Below are 14,613 nucleotides of genomic sequence, written 5' to 3' on the forward strand. Positions count from 1 at the left end.
TTGCTCGCGTCCTGGGGAAGTCCCGACGCTTTATCGTCAACGGAAACGTCCGCGCAAAGCGACTTGATGTCGAAGTTGGGAACACTGTCTGAAATTTGTACGGGCGGCTGACCAACGAGCGATAATGCCAAGAGCGCTGCCCTCATGAGATCTCCCTCCTCGTCCGGTGCGCCCAGCTGGAAGGCGGATTGAGCTGGGACTGACGCGGCTTCGGAGGCTGTAGCGGCCGCCCTCCGCCCACGACGTTACATTGCGCCTTTTTCCCAATTTCTATCCACTACGAACCGCAATGCTGCGGCGCGCTACTACTTTTGCGCATGCGATTTGCCTGCCCGTCTGTTGGTTAGGACCAGTTCCGAATGGCAATTGCCGCCGGCATTTGCCGATTTACGATGTGCTCAGTGAGACGTGATCGCTAACGCGAAAGGGCGCCTGTGACCGCGGTCCCTGCATGCTGGTGCTCTTGGCCGTCGCGATGGTGTGGGGGTTGTAGGGCTGATCATCCGAGCAGAAGAGCGCCCCCGCCGACGACGAAGAAAACGATCGCTAGACCTATCAGGCCGTACTCGACGCCATCCATCCCGATCGACCATCGAACGAGGAACCAAGCAAGCCCCAGCTCAGGGGGTGAGCTGGGGCTGCCGGGGCTGGAAGGCTGTAGCGGCACAGCCTCTACTCACGACGCTACGACTTTCCCGGATTTGATCCACAAGAAACCGCTGTTGCTGCAGCGCGCTACTACCAATGCCCCACGCACGCGATCATACGGTCTCATACAGCGCACCGACGCCTGGCATGCCGCAGGTTACGGTGCGGCCACCCAGCCCATTTTGAACGGGGCTGCTTCTCAAGTTGTAGATCTGGGACAGAAGAATTGAGTTACTGGGCGTCGGCCATCTTCGATCGAGAAGCCTGCGGTTGCGCGTTGACTGCCGAGGGCCGGCTCGACGGCGACGCCGGTTCCTGCGATGAGACGGCGGCGTCGGGCGGCGCGCCCGGGGATGGTCGATGGGCAGCTGGTGCCGGAAGCACGATCACTTTCGCGCCGACTTTCACCCGATCATAGAGGTCCATGACGTCGTCATTGGTGAGCCGGATGCAGCCGGATGAAACCCGCTTCCCGATCGTATCGGGCTTGTTGGTGCCGTGGATTCTGTATTCGGTATCGCCCAGATACATCGCCCGGGCACCGAGCGGATTGCCAGGACCGCCCGCCATGAACCGCGGCAGATAAGGCTGGCGCGAAATCATCTCTGCCGGCGGACGCCAATCCGGCCATTCTGTCTTGCGGGCCACGACCTGCTCACCGGACCATGTGAAACCTTCGCGGCCGACACCAATGCCGTAGCGCATCGCCTGCCCGCCATTCAGAACCAGATAGAGGAATGTGTTTCCGGTATCGATGACGACGGTGCCCGGCGGCTGGTGACTGACGTAGTCAACCACCTGCCGAGCAAATTTTCCGGGAGCGTCAGCGGCTTTTGGTGTTTCGATCCGGGGCGCGGGGACCGGGATCGGAACCGGAGCTGGCGCTGGCGCCTGAACCGCCGCCGCTACGTGAATGGGAGTCGACGGCGTAGGACTAGATGGTGCCGGCACCTGGTGCGCGGCTTGCTTCCGTATCGGTTGAACGCCGGCCGGCCGCCACAGCAAGCCGTACCCCAATGCGGCAGCGGCCACGACGCCAATTACAACTCTTCCGGCCACTGGTAGCGCGAGCGTCTCGGTCTTTCCACGTTTGGCCCGCTTACCCATACCTCTCCCCTGATCGCAATGCCCGGAAGGGGTATCCGGCAAATTTTAACAAGCTTCGAAGCGATGTCGCCCAGGCTGGAAATCGCCAAGCGTCGTTAACGCCAGCCCTTGTTCTGCAACACCCATCGTCCACATCCGATCGCCGGTTCGGGCAAAGCAAGGGCCGCCCAAAGGCGGCCCTCGCGCAAAGATGCAACATCACTTCAACGTATAGGTACCAGTCTGGTGATTGCAGTCTTGAAAGGTTCCCTCTTTGATGACCGGGAAAGGCCCTAAGGGTTGTATCGTTGCGGTCATGACCATGCCGTCGTACTTCCCAGTCCCCGCGACTGTCTCTCTGGTTACCTTTCCTTCTGACGTCGAGAAGTACGAAAGTCGCTTATCACCGTCTCGATCAATGGACTCGCAGACCGTGGTGCCAGTAATCTTCCCACCAAGAGATGCACTAACCCCTACGCACCGGAATGTATCTTTGTCGAAAAGCCCACCTGGAGGATTGCTTCGGATAGAGCCGGTATGCTCATAGCTTCGCGCGATGTGGGTCTTGGAAAATGAGATAGTGTTGCTCGTGCCCGACCAGCACGCCGTGTAATCGAAGTTGCCTTCTTTTGGGAGCTCGGCGGCGAAAGCAGACGGTGCCAACGCAAAGACGATCAACGCTAAGGGATACCTGCATGCGCTTTCCATAGTACCCTCCGTATGGATTGGCAGAACGAACGATGCCAACGCGAACGTGAGGGGACGCATTGATCCAGATCAATGGATGAAGACGAGGAAATGTCCGCGATGGGTCAAGGCTGCCCTGGCCAGTCCGTAGGATAGGTGGAGCGCAGCGATACCCATCATCCCACCGCGCAGCACAAGCTTGATGGGTATCGCTTCGCTCCACCCATCCTACGAAGCGGACAAAACAGGCGCTCTTGGCTATGTCGGCTAGGGGGGCTAAAAGCAGACGAATTATTGCGCTCCGGCGCGGAGGCGGGTTGGCCAACCGACACGGACCAACGTTTCATCAGGGTCAGAGACCGCAAATTCGTGCATCCCCCACGGCTTGTCTTCGGGTGATTGCTGAAATTCGCGGGCCGCAGCATCAACACTCTCGAGGTAAAGATAAAGCCCAAAAGGGTTTCTGCCCGGCGTCAGCTATCCCTCGACCGCGTCCGTCAGATGTAGATAGCCGCCCTTCCCGTTCGACAGCATGCGATAGGTGTCGGGCTCTCCCGGAGCAGGCCTTTCGCCGTCCGGGCGCGCAAAGCCCAGCCGATTGTAGAACCGCTCCGACGCATCAAGGTCATTACACGGCAGGATCGCGATCAAGGCTCCGGAAGGGCTCATCTTGGTGCACTCCAACGTCACGCAACAACTTGCGTCCGCACTTCTCAATGTCTGAAAATTTGTCACCTTTAAGGTGGGAGTTGGGGTTGGGACAGCCAGATGACCGCTTCAGAAGGCGATATCGCCGAGGTCGGGTCGGGTTGCCGCTTCGTCACCAAACGCTAGCGTCCCGGATCTTGATGAGTACCTGCCCTACTCGCCCCACTGCCGCGCCATGGTGGCGAGCGCGCAGCCCTCGCAGTAGCGGGCATCCTTGAAGTCGATCCAGTTGTGGGCGTAGACGCGCTCCGGCGGGATGCCGTAACGCGCGCGCAGCAGCTTCACCAGCACCCGCCAGGCCGCGACCTGTGCGTCGGTCGGGCCCGTCGTGACGTCGGGATAATTGCCGGAGAACTCGACGCCGATCGACGTGTCCTTGTTCACCTGGTGATAGGTCTTGCTGTTGTCGATGTATTTGTTGTCGTTGCGATCGGCGCCGTCTGTGTGGGTCGGAACGAGGCTGTCGGCGACCGCCCAATAGACCGTGCCGTCGGTTTCGACCCAGATCATGACGCCGCGCCGGGTCGGGTTCTTGTGCTGCGCCTCGGCGCCGTATCGCGCCGAGCCCTGCGGCCCCTCGGTCTGGTGCACGATGATATTGCGCCAGGGATGCGATTTGGCGACGTCGCCCCAGGGCGCCAGCCAGACCATCTTCAAGCCGGGAATCTCGGGCGTGCCTTGCGATCGCGCGATGGCCGCGAGATCGGGCGTTTCGGCCGATGCGGCAGTGAACAGGACAAGCACAAGTAGTGCGGTGAGCAGGCGAGGCATCATCACGGAGATCCGGTGTCGTCTCTCGTTAGCACGCTCAGGCGCGCTTGCGCAGGCTCGCCTCGACCGTCTCGGGCGCCGGCTTCGGCTCGTAGGTCGCGTAGCCGTTCTTGCCGCCCTTCTTGGCGTCGTAGAGCGCGTGGTCGGCGGCGGCGACCAGGCGATCGGGATGCAGGCCGATCTCGCGGGTCCATTGCGCGACGCCGATCGAGACCGCGACCGGAATGTCCCTGCCGGTGCACTGCTCGGCATCGGCGCGGCAAACCTCGAGCACGCGGCGCGCGATCATCGCGCCTTCGCGCAGCGTCGAGGACGGCAACACGATGCAGAACTCGTCGCCGCCGGTGCGGGCCAGCATGTCGCCCGGGCGGAGCCGCGTCTGCGCCATCAGCGTGAAATGCTGCAGGCAGGCGTCGCCGGCGGCGTGGCCATGGGTGTCGTTGATGCCCTTGAAGCCGTCGAGGTCGATCACCAGCAGCGCGAACGCCTCGCCGTTGCGGTCGGAGCGCGCGCATTCCTCGGTCAGCCGCTGCAAGAGATGGCGGCGGTTGCCGACGCCGGTGAGATCGTCGAGCAGCGCGAGGTCGGCGACCTCGTTGCGCAGCCGGTCGATCGCCATCAGCAGGAAGCCGAAATTGAGCGCCATCGACAGGAACACCATCAGCAGGATCACCAGCGACTGCCCCGCAGAGAAGCGGAGGAAGGAGAACTCGCCGGGCTGCAGCAGCGCGCCGACGGCACGCAGCGCATAGATGCCGATCAGCACGGAGGCGACGATGCCGGCGAGCCGGGCACCGGGGCTGACGCGGCCGTTCTCGGACGATAGCAACAGCTTCAGCGTCAGCGCGAACGGCGTGACCTGGGCAATGGTGTAGACCAGGATGCGCATCGGCATGCTGTCATAGGCGAAGATGAAGGTGCCGAGACCGGCGAAGGCCAGCGCCGTGGTCAGCAGGGTGGCGCGCCAGGTCGCAGGCTTGTCGTAGAACCGCTCGATGCCCATCGCGGCAAGGCCGGCGGCGAACACCATCAAGGTCCCGGCCGCAAGCAGCGGCAGCAGCGAGTCCGTCAGCATCACGCGAAGCATCGCGCAGCTGGCCCCGGCGGAGGCGACGAGGGCCGACGCGGTCCAGAACCGCGCCGCGCCGAAAGCAGGATAGCTGCGCGCGACATAGGCCCAGATCAGCCCGAGCGCGAGAAAATTGATAATGAATACCGTCCAAAGCGTCGGAACGCTCAACATCGCCCCTGTTCGAGAGCCGTATCGGCCTCGCCTCTCCTGAAATGACCGTCTGCCGCTAAAGCGCGATGAGATCAGGCTGAATCATCATCGCGCGTTAGATTCTTGTTTTGGCATGATCTTTTCGGAAAACCGCTTCGCACTTGTCCGGATCATGCCCCCGGGGCGCTTCCTCAAATGACAATCCCCGTTGTCTTACGGAACAGCATGCGGCCGCGCCGCTTAACGGAGCGTCACCCACAACGTGCCAATCCGCGCCGTGGTTTTGAATTGATGAAGATCTGCGCATCCGCCGTTTGCGCATCGTTAAGCATGACGGATGCGCCGACGCCGCGACGCGCGACATGCGCAACGCTTTGCGAAAAAGCTGGCGAAAACGCGTAACAGTTGTGGATAACACGATGACGACGCCGTGACAGCACGCGGCAGCAGCCTCCGAATCTGCTGAGTTTGATATCGAGGATGTTGCGAGGCTGGCCCTCCGCCAAGCATGCCTCGGAGTCGCGTTCAATCCATGAAACCCTGAGAGGATACTATGGCTAAGAAAGCGAAGAAGGCGAAGAAGGCGAAGGCGAAAAAGGCCACCAAGAAGAAGGCCGCCAAGAAGTAACGAATTCCAGCCCGGGTAGCGGCTCTTGCCCTGCCCGGGCACCCGGACCGGGACAACCGGTCGCAGCGACGTCAACCTCGAATTCACCACCCTACATCGATCGGCCCCGAACTGACGGGCGCAAGGCAGCAGGCGCAACGCCTGCTTTTTTATTGCCTGCGTCCGGGCGTGACGGCCGCGACGTCAGCGCTCCGCCAAGGCGAGCCTGGCGCCGAGCAGCGCAAAGCCCGCGGCAAAGCTTCGCCGCAGCCAGGCCATCACCTTCGGCCGGGTGATGACGCGGTCGCGCACCGAGGCGGCGAACAGCCCGTAGACCGCGAACACCGCAAAGGTCATCGCCACGAAGACACCGCTGAGCTCGACCATCCGCGCCAGCGGGTGCGGCTCGTCGACCGCGATGAACTGCGGCAGGAAGGCCAGGAAGAAGATCGACAGCTTTGGATTGAGGATGTTGATCAGGATCGCGGTCACGATCACCCGCCGGCGCGAGCGCGGCTTGATCTCGGTGTCGACGGCAAGCGCGCCGCGCTCGCGCAGCGCCTGCCAGGCCATGTAGAGCAGATAGACGACGCCGCCCCATTTCAGCGCCGCGAACGCCACGGCGCTGGTGTGCAGGATGGCGGCGAGCCCGAGCATCGCCGCGATCATCTGCGGCACGATCCCGAGCGTGCAGCCGAACGCCGCCGCGACGCTCGCCCGCGCTCCCCGGGTCAGCGCCACCGCCAGCGTATAGAGCACGCCGGTGCCGGGCGAGGCCACCACGATCAGCGACGTCAGCAGAAAGGACCAGGTCACTTCAAATCCTCGGCGGGCGGGACAGGCGGACGGGACATCGTCCGCCAATATCACGGCGACGGGGACGGCGGAAGCGGCTGCCGGCCTCCGCCCGGCGCCAGCGTCGACACCCCGTTATGACGACCTGCGCCATCCGCGATGCGAAAGCTCCGACGCCTTCATCTCGGCGACCCGGATCACGTCCAGCGGCGCCCAGGGCTTGGCCCAGAACAAGGCGCCTTCGGGCAGGCGCTGCCGCAGCGGCTTGCCCGAGGTGACGATCACGTCGAGATCGGGTCTGTACTTCTTCGCGGCATAAGCGAGCTCGATGCCGGTCATGTTTCCGGCCAATTCGACGTCGGTCATCATCAGCACGACGTTGTCGCCGTTGCCCTGCAGCACCAGCTCGGCGGCCTCGGCGCTCTCGCAGGCGATGACGTCGAACTCGCTCTCCTCCAGCAGCAGCCCGATCATCTCGCGCTGCATCGGGTCGTCCTCAACCACCAGGGCCTTCGCACGGTAGGGCTTTGACTGTCCCATGGGTGTGGCTCCCTTGGTTTGAATGCTTCGCTTCGAGCGCGTAACATAGATTAAATGCCCAAAATCACTGGATGGTTCAGTTCCAATTTGAGAAAAGCGTGGAAATGCCGTGTTCCTCGCTTGGCAACCACCACCCCCGTTGAGATGGAGCTCACCCGACATGACCGCGATCCCTGGATCCGCCGCTGCCGTGACCGGAGCCGCCAGCGGCATCGGCCGCGCGCTCGCGCATGAACTGGCGCTGCGCGGCTGCGATCTGGCGATCGCCGACCGCGACGAGGCCGGCCTGCAGGCCGCCGCCGCGGAGATCGCGAAAGCGAGCCCGCGCAAGGTCACCGTGCATCGGCTCGATGTCAGCGAGCCGGACCAGATCACGGCGTTCGCGGAGGCCGCCGTTACAGCGCACCCCTCGCTCAACATCGTCGTCAACAATGCCGGCGTCGCGCTGCTCGGCGAGTTCGGCGAGTTCGATCAGGCGCAGATGGAGTGGCTGTTCAACATCAATTTCTGGGGCGTGGTGCACGGCACCCGCGCCTTCCTGCCGCAGCTTTCGCGGCGGCGCGAGGCGCATATCGTCAACATCTCGTCGATCTTCGGCATCATCGCCCCGCCCGGCCAGAGCGCCTATTGCGCGGCCAAGTTCGCGGTGCGCGGCTTCTCGGAAAGCCTGCGCCACGAGCTTGCGGTGGCGAACAGCCCGGTGCGTCTGTCCGTGGTGCATCCGGGCGGCGTTGCCACCAGCATCGCGCGCAACTCGCGCGCCGGCACCGGCGTCACCGACAATGCCCGCCGCGCCGAATCGATCGAGCGCTTCGACGCACTGGCCAGGACCACGCCGACCGCGGCCGCGCAGCGCATCATCGCCGGCATCGAGAAGAACCAGCCGCGCATCCTGATCGGCAAGGACGCATACTTCATGGACCTGCTGCAACGCTTCCGCCCGGCGACCTACTGGAAAACGATGCAACGGATGATGGAGAAGACGGCGGCGCGGCGGATCGCGCGCGATGCCGCGAGTGCGAGCCAGTAGCACGATAGCGCGGAGTAACCCGCGCACCGCCGTCGTCCCGGCGAAAGCCGGACCCATAACCACAGGATTGGGTTGGTGAGGCACGCCGGGGGCCACAGCGTCGTGCAACACGGACATTTGTGGTTATGGGTCCCGGGTCAAGCCCGGGACGACACCGGGGATGTTGCACGGCCCGCGGGTCATACCATGCCTGCGAGTCACGCCTGCGCGTCATCGCGACACGAGATTACCCGCCCAGCTGCTTCTTCACCCCGAGCGCCAGCCGGAACAGCGGATCGCTCCGCTCCGAGGGATAGAGCGCGCTCCTCGCCACCTGCGGAAAATTATCATTCTTCCAGAACGACGCCGGCGCGAACGAGAATTTTGCGACCAGCCGCCGGCCGAAATCCATCTCGTAGGGAAAGTAGTTTTCCTTCTGCTCGGTGCCGGACATCTCCGGATACTCGCCGAGCAGATAGCCCTCCTGGATGTGCGGCCGCACCGCCGACGGCGGGCAGACGCTGGAGAGGCGCACGATCTGCAGGCCGGCCTCGGCGCTCGCGGTGATCGCGCCGCTCAGATTCGGCACGCCGAGCACATAGAGGAAGGCGGTGCCGGTCTCCGCCAGCGAGGCAAAGGAGGCGGCGATCCGAATCGAATGGGTGACGTCGAGCAGCGGCGTGGTGCAGACCTCGTAATGCTGCAGGATCGACCAGCGCAGGATGCGATGCCGCTTCAACCGCTCGAGCCCGAGCAGCTTTTCGCTGGCGTATTCGGCGATCAGGATCCGCTCGGCGCGTTGCAGCGCATCGAACCGCCCGACCAGCGTCGCTTGATCGGGATTGCCGCGGCCGCCGCGAAACAGCGTCGGCTTCAGCGACGAGTTGCGCTTGATGTTCCTGTAGTCGGCGCCCTGGCCGCGAAACAGCAGCACATGATCGCGGTTGAGGAATTGCAGCTCGGCGATCTTGGTGGCGAGCTCAAGATAGGAGCCGACGCGATGGCCCGGCCCCTCCCGCACCGCCGAGTTCTTCGCGACCTGGCATCCGCGGCGGTCGAAGAACGACCAGATTTTTTGGCTGCCGATGGTTTCCATGGAGACACCAGAATTCTCAACCCGTCATTCCCCGATGCGCAATTGCGCATCTGAGGGCAGCCCGCAGGGCTGAGCCCGGAATCCATTTTTCCATGCGTGATGCGGCCCGATGGAAACGATCGTCATTGCGAGGAGCTCGGCGACAAAATTGCGAAGCAATTTTGCGCTGAAGCGACGAAGCAATCCATCGTCTCGCATTTGCCGAAAGATGGATTGCTTCGCTCCGCTCGCAATGACGGATAAGGCCGCCGCGCCTTCACCGCCCCACGAGCTGATCGGCAAAATACCCGATGGTCTTGCGATAGATCACCGCCCTGTTCCACTCGCGCATCGCCTCGAAATTCGCGGTGCCCTCGCCATAGGGCGCGCCCATCTTGAAGCCGCTGGTGTGCAGGAGGTTCGCGGTCGAGGCCAGCACGTCCGCGACCGAGTGGCGCAGGTCGACATGGCCGTCGCCGTCGAAATCGACGCCATACTTGATGTAGGACGACGGCAAGAATTGCGTCTGGCCGATCTCGCCGGCATAGGCGCCGATCATGTCGTTGAGACGGAGATCGCCGCGCTGCACGATCTTGAGCGCGGCGAGCAGCTCGCCCTGGAACAGGTCGGTGCGGCGGCAATCATGCGCCAGCGTCGCGAGCACGCGGAACACCGGCAGCTTGCCCATGTCGCCCTTGCCGAAATCGGTCTCGAGCCCCCAGATCGCGACCAGGATCTGGCGCGGCACGCCATACTGCTGCTCGATCTTCGAAAGCAGCGCGGCGTGCCGCTGCAGCATCGCGCGGCCGCCATTGATGCGCCCGGGCCCGACCCGGGTTGCGACATACTGCTCGAAGGTCTTGTTGAAGGTGTAGCGCTGCCGGCGGTCGAAGGCGAGCACCCCGCCATCCTGCTGCACGCCGCCGAGCGCCGCGGAGATCACGTCCTGCTGGATGCCGGCGCTCGCCGCCTCCTGCGAGAACGACTGGACGAAGGTCGGAAAACTGCCACCGCAGCGCGCGGCATAGGAGGGGGTGGCAAGCAGCAAGGCGCCGAACACAACCGCCAAACGACACCTGAACATGCAAAAAATCCCCCTGCTTCGATTGGCCGATCATGCCATGGAGCAAACGAGGCAGTCAAAGCGTCGGCACGACACTCCATCCTCGGCGGGCAGCTACGCGCCTCTATCCATGTTCGCACGGTGAATGACCACGGCGCATCCATCAACCGATCGGCACGTAGCCGAAGCTCAATCCCTGAGCTGGCGCTCCAGGTCCACAAAATCGATCTCCGCCCAGCGCTCGGAAATCCTGCCGTCCTGAATCCGCCAGAACGTCATGCCGCGGAATTCGACGTGGCGGCCGGTTGGCTGAATGCCGCGCCACGGGCTGCGGTGCCGGCCACGCCAGACGAAGCGGCCGGCGACGATGTCGCGCTCGGCCACCAGGCATTCCGCCACCGCCGACAGGTCGGCGAAGGTCTCGTGCATCGCGGCCGAATGCGCGATCACGTCCTCGGCGCTCAGCCGCTTGCCCACCGCATGGTCGAAGAAGTCGGGCGCCAACTGCGCGCGGATCGCCTCGGGATCGTGGCGGTTGGTCACGGCGTCGTAATGCGCGAGCACGAGCGCCTTGTTGGCGTCGATTGTGGCGTGGGACATCGGCGTCGGTTCTCGAAGGAAAGGTTGTAGAAAGAGAGAGATGCGCCTCATACGCGAATCGGACGGGATGGCGCAAGTGACGATGGTCAGAACAAGCTCAACTTTCGGCCGTCGTTCGTTTGCGCGACGATACGAAAGACCGCTGCCGGAAAAGTGCGCTGGCGCGCGAGGCTCCACCGCCAGCCATTCCCTCACCTCTGCCCTCGCCTCTGCGCGAACGGCGGGCCGGCCGGCCGGCGGTAACATCGTCCGTTGGCTTGACTGCCGGTGGCATGCAAGCGGCGGTGCCCGGGCGAGCGACGCACCGCACGGCAGCATTTGAGAACGCGACGCATGAACGCCGAAGCCGCCGGCCGCGACCAAGAAGCGCGGGCCGGGCAAGCCGCTTCCGCCGGCAGGCGGCCGGTTGCGCTGTCTAGTTCATGCAAAGCCGCGCCGCTAAAGCCAGGCACGCCGGCTGCAACGCCGCCGTCATTTGGGGATGCCATCCGATGACGCGTTTGGGGATGAGGATGTGCTGCCGATGACGATCGCCTTGGGCTTCCCCTTGGGTTTCGCACGCGCGCGCAGGGCTGCCGCATCGATCGGTGTCGTGCTCGCGCTCGGCGCTTTCTTGAGCGCAGCGATCGACACCGCCGCCGCGCAGAACGCCCCCGCCAAGCGCGCGCCGGCGCAAGGCGCCGGCAGCACGCAGGCGATCGCCGCACAAATGAAGAACGCCGTCGCGCTGACGCGCGGCGGCAAGTTCGACGCGGGCTATGCACAGCTGCTTGCAGCACTGGATGCCGCCGACAAGCTCGACGACGCCCAATTCGTCATGGAGCAGTATTTCGACGCGACCACGACGCTGCGCGCGGTCAAGCGCGACGATCTCGCCGAAAAACTGTTCGTGCGCGCGTTCCAGAGCAAGGCGGCGGCGCAACGGCCGCCCGGCAACGCCGACGTGCTGCTGATGTACGCGATCCTGCTGTCCGACCACGCCAGGATCGCCGAAGCCGTTCCGCTCTACATGAAGGCGATCGCGGCGTTCCACGCCTATTGGGGCGAAGGCTCCGAGGAATCGCTGATCGCGAGCGACAAGCTCGCGGTCGCGCTGTCCGCCAACGGCTCGGCGGCGTCGGCGACCAATTTGGGCCGGCACAATTTCGAGCGCGCGGAGAAGGCGCTGGGGCCCGACCATCGCACCACCTGGAAGCTCGCCAACAATTATGCCGACATGCTGCGCGAGATCGGCGCGCCGGCGAAGGCGCTCGAGCTCGATCTGTTCGCGATCGAGAAGCGCGCCAGACATTATGGCGAGAACCATCTCAACACGCTGGTGACGGTCAACAACGCCGGCCAGGATTTCCTCAATCTCGGCCGCTTCGACGACGCCCGCCGCTACTTCCGCCGCCACCGAGCGATCGCGGCCGCGATGGCGCCGAAGGATCCGAGCTTTGCCGGACAGGCCGACGGCTGGCTGTTCTACACCGACATGCTCGCCGCCGGCGATGCCGCGATCGCGCCGGCCGATCTGGGGCGGCTGGAGGCGATCGTCGCCAATGAGGCGAATTATGCGGATTTCCTGCGCATCAAATCCGCGGTGCTGGCTGCCGGCCAACGCGAGCAGCGCCGCGAGCGGGACAAGGGGATGCGGCTGCGCGAGACCGCGCTGGCGATCTCGACCCGCGCCTTCACCGCGCAGCATCCGATCAGCTTCGAGATCAAGCTCGGCATCGCGACCGCCCTGATCGCTGATGATCCGAGCCGCGCGGTGCAGGCCTTCGCCGCGCTTGACCGCGAGATGTTCGACTGGATGAAGCGCGAGGTCGGCACATCGGGCGATCGCGCCGTCGCCGAAGCGATCCGCGCCCATGCCGACCATCTCTTGTTCGCGTTCGGCCGCTTCGCCACCGGCGCCGGCTCCGCCGTGGCGCAGCCGGCCTTTGCCGCCGCCGTGCTGCGCTGGAAGACGCTCGGCGGCGCCGACGCCACGGCGCTGCGCCAGCTCGAGACGGAGGTCGCCGGCAAGGACGAGGAGACCGCGACGCTGCTGCGGACGGCGCTCCGGCTCAACGGCGAGAAACAGGAGCTGTTCTCGTCGGGCAATATCGACGACTGGGCGAGGTCGGTGTGGGGGCGGCAGGACGCCGCCGAGAAGGCGCTGCAGAAGCGGCTCGATGCGATCGGTGCGAAGCGACCGCAAGACCCGATCCGTCCGTCACAGCTGCTCGCGGCGCGGGAAGCCGTCGTCAACTATTTCATCACCCGGCAATGGAAGGCGGATCGCCAGGCGAAAGACCCGTTGGCGGCGACCGTGCTCTACGCCATCGTCGAGACCGCAACGAGCGAGCCGCGCGTGGTCGATCTCGGCGATCCCGGCCGGATGGTCGACACCGGCGTGCGCACCGAGATCGCGCGGCTGCGCGCGACGCGGGCCGCTGCGCCGGATCCCGACACGCACGCGCCCGACGTCAAGGGCCGCTTCCAGAACCTCCGGGCGCGGCTGTTCGCGCCGCTGGAGCCGCTGCTGAAGGACAAGACCACGCTCTATGTCGTGCCTGACGGCTTCCTGTTCGCCGTGCCGTTCGCGCTGCTGCCTGGCAGTGGCGGCGGCCTGCTGGAGGACAAGTTCACGATCCGGATGCTGACCAGCCCCGATGCGCTGATCGCGATCCATGCGCGCGAGACGCTCGATCAGCGGGGCGCGATGCTGCTCGCCGGCGGCATCGAATACGGCGAGCCGGGGCCGATGCCGCTGCCCGCGACCCGGACCGAGATCGAGGCGATCGCCAAACTCGCCCGCGCGCGCGGCGCGCCGGTCGAGATGCTGACCGGGCGCGGCGTCAGCGAAGGCACGCTGCGCGCGGCGATCGGCAAGGCGCGCATCGCGCATCTGGCGACGCACGGCTTCTATCGCGACAGCACGGCCTCCGGCCTCGATACGCTCTGGCAGAGCGGCATCGTGCTGTCGGGCGCCGGCGACAGCCGATTTCCGCTGCGCGACGAGAACGACGGCTATCTCTATGGCTTCGAATTGATGGACTGGGACCTGTCCGGTCTCGACTTGCTGGTGCTGTCGGCCTGCGAGACCGGCCGCGGCGACGAGAGCTTCGTCAGCGGCCTGCGCGGCCTGCCGACCGCGCTCGGCATCGCCGGCGCGCGGCGGGCACTGCTGACGTTGTGGCCGGTCGCCGACGAGGGCACCGCGAATTTCACCGTGCGGTTCTACGAGCACCTCGCGGAGGGCCTGACCTATTCCGATGCGCTGCGCCAGACGAGGCGCGATGCGCGCGACGGCAAGGTCGCGGGCGCGGGCGACGCCAGCGTGTGGGCGGCGTTCGTGCTGTTCGAGGGCTGAGCCGTATATGTCGTTGATGTGACCGGACGGGCACCGCGAGCGCATGCCGGGCCGAACTGCGCCCGGCGTTGCGCAAGGGCCGCACGCAACCCGATCGCGCAGGGCAGGTCGGCGCAGGGCAGACCGGCGGCGATTTGCTTTGACAGCGGCGCCCCGATCGAGGACAAGCCGCGCATGCCGAAAAAACCCGGGACCAATCCCAAAGGCGAATTCGCCTTCTTCAACGTCTTCTATGAAGACGGCTCGCAGCGCTCCAACCGCCGCGTGCCGTCGGAGCTCATTGGCGGGCTCGACGGCGACGAGCCGGTGCGTGCCTTCCTGCGCGAGCAGGACCGCGAGATCGCCGAAAAGGGCGGCCGCCCGCCGCTCGAGATCAAGTCCATCGAGCGCGTCGGCGCGAAGAAGAAGTAGCGGCGTCCACACAACTCTATCCACGTCATTGCGAGCGCAGCGAAGCAATCT

Annotated in this window: 12 protein-coding genes; 3 read left to right on the top strand and 9 right to left on the bottom strand. The window is 64.9% G+C overall.

Annotation, left to right across the window (positions count from 1 at the left end; genetic code table 11):
- Nucleotides 1-879: 879 nt before the first annotated feature.
- From ACVWZM_RS10470 to ACVWZM_RS10495, 6 genes are all read right to left on the bottom strand, one after another.
- A complete protein-coding gene (locus ACVWZM_RS10470; RefSeq protein WP_456816981.1) occupies nucleotides 880-1,755 on the bottom strand; it encodes a L,D-transpeptidase in 876 nt (291 codons plus the stop codon).
- 1,143 nt (nucleotides 1,756-2,898) lie between these two features.
- Nucleotides 2,899-3,090 (bottom strand): VOC family protein, encoded by a 192-nt coding sequence (locus tag ACVWZM_RS10475; RefSeq protein ID WP_456853078.1) that lies wholly within the window; start codon nucleotides 3,088-3,090, stop codon nucleotides 2,899-2,901.
- Nucleotides 3,091-3,282: 192 nt separating this feature from the next.
- Nucleotides 3,283-3,903, bottom strand: coding sequence for a peptidoglycan recognition protein family protein (locus ACVWZM_RS10480; protein WP_253588098.1), 621 nt, complete (start codon nucleotides 3,901-3,903; stop codon nucleotides 3,283-3,285).
- A gap of 34 nt (nucleotides 3,904-3,937) precedes the next feature.
- Nucleotides 3,938-5,143, bottom strand: a complete 1,206-nt coding sequence (locus ACVWZM_RS10485; protein ID WP_456853080.1) for a GGDEF domain-containing protein — start codon at nucleotides 5,141-5,143, stop codon at nucleotides 3,938-3,940.
- Nucleotides 5,144-5,933: 790 nt separating this feature from the next.
- Nucleotides 5,934-6,545, bottom strand: coding sequence for a LysE family translocator (locus tag ACVWZM_RS10490; protein ID WP_456853082.1), 612 nt, complete (start codon nucleotides 6,543-6,545; stop codon nucleotides 5,934-5,936).
- A gap of 114 nt (nucleotides 6,546-6,659) precedes the next feature.
- The gene (locus ACVWZM_RS10495; RefSeq protein ID WP_057018055.1) at nucleotides 6,660-7,064 is read right to left on the bottom strand and encodes a response regulator; all 405 of its coding nucleotides are present in this window, start codon (nucleotides 7,062-7,064) and stop codon (nucleotides 6,660-6,662) included.
- 160 nt (nucleotides 7,065-7,224) lie between these two features.
- Between ACVWZM_RS10495 and ACVWZM_RS10500 the strand changes: the two genes are divergently transcribed.
- Complete coding sequence (locus ACVWZM_RS10500) at nucleotides 7,225-8,094, top strand: SDR family NAD(P)-dependent oxidoreductase (RefSeq protein WP_057018056.1); 870 nt, start codon at nucleotides 7,225-7,227, stop codon at nucleotides 8,092-8,094.
- A gap of 226 nt (nucleotides 8,095-8,320) precedes the next feature.
- On the opposite strand, the gene ACVWZM_RS10505 is transcribed toward ACVWZM_RS10500, so the two are convergent.
- From ACVWZM_RS10505 to ACVWZM_RS10515, 3 genes are all read right to left on the bottom strand, one after another.
- Complete coding sequence (locus ACVWZM_RS10505) at nucleotides 8,321-9,169, bottom strand: FRG domain-containing protein (protein ID WP_057018057.1); 849 nt, start codon at nucleotides 9,167-9,169, stop codon at nucleotides 8,321-8,323.
- A 256-nt stretch (nucleotides 9,170-9,425) separates the two neighbouring features.
- Entirely contained in the window at nucleotides 9,426-10,232 is an 807-nt protein-coding gene (locus ACVWZM_RS10510) for a lytic murein transglycosylase (protein WP_253624844.1), read from the bottom strand.
- Between the two features lie 168 nt (nucleotides 10,233-10,400).
- Nucleotides 10,401-11,006, bottom strand: coding sequence for an ester cyclase (locus ACVWZM_RS10515; RefSeq protein ID WP_156436298.1), 606 nt, complete (start codon nucleotides 11,004-11,006; stop codon nucleotides 10,401-10,403).
- A 328-nt stretch (nucleotides 11,007-11,334) separates the two neighbouring features.
- On the opposite strand from ACVWZM_RS10515, the gene ACVWZM_RS10520 reads away from it, so the two are divergent.
- A complete protein-coding gene (locus tag ACVWZM_RS10520) occupies nucleotides 11,335-14,151 on the top strand; it encodes a CHAT domain-containing protein (protein ID WP_456853085.1) in 2,817 nt (938 codons plus the stop codon).
- A gap of 174 nt (nucleotides 14,152-14,325) precedes the next feature.
- On the top strand, nucleotides 14,326-14,562 hold the full coding sequence (locus tag ACVWZM_RS10525) for a hypothetical protein (RefSeq protein ID WP_026192271.1): 237 nt from the start codon (nucleotides 14,326-14,328) through the stop codon (nucleotides 14,560-14,562).
- Nucleotides 14,563-14,613: the final 51 nt, after the last annotated feature.

It is taken from the genome of Bradyrhizobium sp. USDA 4501 (assembly GCF_054062115.1).

Coding starts and splice junctions, on each gene's coding strand:
- ACVWZM_RS10470 (WP_456816981.1), bottom strand. CDS start 1,755: ATGGGTAAGCGGGCCAAACGTGGAAAGACCGAGACGCTCGCGCTACCA.
- ACVWZM_RS10475 (WP_456853078.1), bottom strand. CDS start 3,090: ATGAGCCCTTCCGGAGCCTTGATCGCGATCCTGCCGTGTAATGACCTT.
- ACVWZM_RS10480 (WP_253588098.1), bottom strand. CDS start 3,903: ATGATGCCTCGCCTGCTCACCGCACTACTTGTGCTTGTCCTGTTCACT.
- ACVWZM_RS10485 (WP_456853080.1), bottom strand. CDS start 5,143: ATGTTGAGCGTTCCGACGCTTTGGACGGTATTCATTATCAATTTTCTC.
- ACVWZM_RS10495 (WP_057018055.1), bottom strand. CDS start 7,064: ATGGGACAGTCAAAGCCCTACCGTGCGAAGGCCCTGGTGGTTGAGGAC.
- ACVWZM_RS10500 (WP_057018056.1), top strand. CDS start 7,225: ATGACCGCGATCCCTGGATCCGCCGCTGCCGTGACCGGAGCCGCCAGC.
- ACVWZM_RS10505 (WP_057018057.1), bottom strand. CDS start 9,169: ATGGAAACCATCGGCAGCCAAAAAATCTGGTCGTTCTTCGACCGCCGC.
- ACVWZM_RS10510 (WP_253624844.1), bottom strand. CDS start 10,232: ATGTTCAGGTGTCGTTTGGCGGTTGTGTTCGGCGCCTTGCTGCTTGCC.
- ACVWZM_RS10520 (WP_456853085.1), top strand. CDS start 11,335: ATGACGATCGCCTTGGGCTTCCCCTTGGGTTTCGCACGCGCGCGCAGG.
- ACVWZM_RS10525 (WP_026192271.1), top strand. CDS start 14,326: ATGCCGAAAAAACCCGGGACCAATCCCAAAGGCGAATTCGCCTTCTTC.